The organism is Saccharopolyspora sp. NPDC000995 (assembly GCF_053599315.1).
In genome coordinates, this window is record NZ_JBSFLZ010000290.1 from 1 (window position 1) to 2148 (window position 2148).

The 2148-nt window shown below is 62.8% G+C and carries 1 protein-coding gene and 1 pseudogene; one reads left to right on the forward strand and one right to left on the reverse strand.

Annotation, left to right across the window (positions count from 1 at the left end; translation table 11 throughout):
* On the forward strand, positions 1 to 1782 hold a 1782-nt coding region (locus ACWDKQ_RS35850), incomplete at its 5' end, for a hypothetical protein (protein WP_450143186.1).
* Here the strand turns inward: ACWDKQ_RS35850 and ACWDKQ_RS35855 are convergent.
* Positions 1776 to 1865, reverse strand: a pseudogene (locus tag ACWDKQ_RS35855) (IS5/IS1182 family transposase); the annotation flags it as partial. The gene ACWDKQ_RS35850 and the pseudogene ACWDKQ_RS35855 overlap by 7 nt on opposite strands.
* Between the last annotated feature and the right edge of the window lie 283 nt (positions 1866 to 2148).

Below are 2148 nucleotides of genomic sequence, written 5' to 3' on the forward strand. Positions count from 1 at the left end.
CGGAAGGTGGACACAGCCGCTGCTGGGGCTGTGTCCGGGAGTCCGGGTGACGGTGAGAGGGGGGAGCTCACGCCGACGGATCAGGCAGCACAGCAGGACCCGAGGGCGGAGCAGAAACGGAAACAGAAGGAACGGAACGCGAAGAATTACCAGAAAAGAAAGGCTGCTGCCGCCAAGGTTGCGGAGTTGGAGGCGTTGCAGAAGCAGGGGCCGCTGACTGAGGAGCAGAAGGAGGAGCTGACGGCACTCCAGCCGAAGGCACAGACGTGGCAGAAAAAGAAGGACTCTGACGCGAAGTATAAACGGGCGGTAAAGGCTGCTGCCGCCCGGGTTGCGGAGTTGGAGGGGTTGCAGGAGCGGGGGCCGCTGACTGAGGAGCAGAAGGAGGAGCTGGCGAAGCTCACGCCGAAGGCACAGCAGAAGCAGAAAAAGAAGGAACAGAACGCGGAGTGGTACCAGGAGAGAAAGGCTGCTGCCGCCCGGGTTGCGGAGTTGGAGGCGTTGCAGGAGCAGGGGCCGCTGACTGAGGAGCAGAAGGAGGAGCTGGCGAAGCTCACGCCGAAGGCACAGCAGAAGCAGAAAAGGAAGGAACAGAACGCGAAGTATTACTGGGCGGGAAAGGCTGCTGCCGCCCGTATTGCGGAGTTGGAGGCGTTGCAGGAGCAGGGGCCGCTGACTGAGGAGCAGAAGGAGGAGCTGGCGAAGCTCCAGCCGAAGGCACAGAAGTGGCAGAAACACAAGGAATGGCTGGCGGAGTGGTACCGGGCGGGAAAGGCTGTTGCCGCCCGTGTTGCGGAGTTGGAGGCGTTGCAGAAGCGGGGGCCGCTAACTGAGGAACAGGAGGCGGAGCTGGCGAAGCTCACGCCGAAGGTGGCACAGCAGAAGCAGAAAAAGAAGGAACGGAACGCGAAGTATTACTGGGCGGGAAAGGCTGCTGCCGCCCGGGTTGCGGAGTTGGAGGCGTTGCAGAAGCAGGGGCAGCTGACTGAGGAGCAGGAGGAGGAGCTGGCGGAGCTCCAGCCGAAGGCACAGACGTGGCAGAAACAGAAGGAATTGGCCACGGCTTGGTACCGGGCGGGAAAGGCTGCTGCCGCCCGTGTTGCGGAGTTGGAGGCGTTGCAGGAGCAGGGGCAGCTGACTGAGGAGCAGGAGGAGGAGCTGGCGGAGCTCCAGCCGAAGGCACAGACATGGCAGAAACAGCAGGAATCTGTCGCGAAGTATCGCCGGGCGGGAAAGGCTGCTGCCGCCCGTGTTGCGGAGTTGGAAGCGTTGCAGGAGCAGGGGCCGCTGACTGAGGAGCAGAAGGAGGAGCTGGCGAAGCTCCAGCCGAAGGTGGCGGAGCGGAGACGGAAGAAGAAGGTCGGGGAGGTGATGGAGACCGGGGTGGGTGGGGCCCCGGTGGGTACGGGACCGGAGGGGGTACCGGCGTGGACTGGGGTGGATCAGGACGGCCGGGATGCGTGGTCGGCTGACGCCGATCTGGATGCGTGGCTTGCTCAGGCCGTGGCGGATGTAGATGGGGTTTCAGTCCCGCAGGATGCCGCGGATGCTGGGGTGCTGCTGGGCGAGGGTGCTTATGAGGAGTTGGTCGCAACCGAGTTGCTCGCGTTCCTGGGACAGGATGCCGGCAACGATGCTGCGGGTGCCGGCGGTGCCGGGCCGGTAGCCGACGACGATGATTTCGCTGCGTTCCTTGATGAGTACGGGGGGGATCCCCTCGGGTTGTTCGGGGTCGAGGCCGATGGGCTGGATGTGCGTGAACGCCGGGGCAGTGCCTCGTAGTCGCGCACGAGTCGGCGGTGTTGCATCAGCCAGCTCAGGGTGCGCTCCACTACCCAGCGGCGGGGTAACACATGAAATCCCTTGGAAGTAGGGCGTTTGACGACATCGACCTCGATATCCCGTTGTGCACCATAAGATATGACGGACGTGTTGTAGCCGCCATCCACCCACGTCTTTGACACGCTTGGATGCTCCCGCGTTCCACAGATAATTGGGCTCTGACGACACGATCGGCGGCGTCGCTCCAGGTCAGGGCACTGTGTCCTGGTGAAAACAGCAGAAACCCCTAGTGACACGATTCAAGCAGTTACATACTGTGACCTGCTGGATTGGCTTGATCGAATAGGAGGTTGATCGCTAGAGTTG